The organism is Dellaglioa sp. CoH-57-MRSF-18 (genome assembly GCF_056781995.1).
On the sequence record NZ_JBXAXX010000099.1, the window covers coordinates 1 to 420 of the forward strand.

Sequence of the window (420 nt, forward strand, 5' to 3'; positions counted from 1 at the left end):
GCGAGAACCTTGTATGCCACACGAGTCATCCTGTTGGGCTTGTGCTGTGCACCTCGTGTTTGAGAGAACGCGAGCTGGAAGAAGAAAAGCTTGACGAACAGGACTAGGCTCGTTATAGTCCAGCAATCTACAAACAGGAGAGCTTTATGACGCAGGTACGGAAGATCAGGGACTGGGATAAACTGGAGAACGGCGGCTGCTACTGGTTCACAATTACCTCGGATCGCGGTGACCGAAAGTTCTATTCGCAGGTTGCTGTCGTCAACGGTAATCCGCTGTTGATCAATGCGCGGGACGCCGTTCCGTTCGAAGAATATGCGTCGAAAGTGCTTTATGCACAAGAACAGGGCCCTATTCCGACTGCGATCAACAGGGCGCATGCTCTGGATAGAGCTGGTATGCATGAGGCTGGTACCGCAG

Annotated in this window: 1 protein-coding gene; it reads left to right on the forward strand. The window is 52.6% G+C overall.

Features of this window, described 5'->3' with window-relative positions:
* Positions 1 to 146 precede the first annotated feature (146 nt).
* A partial coding sequence (locus tag AC1RPG_RS08255) for a hypothetical protein (protein ID WP_481762508.1) occupies positions 147 to 420 on the forward strand: 274 nt, incomplete at its 3' end.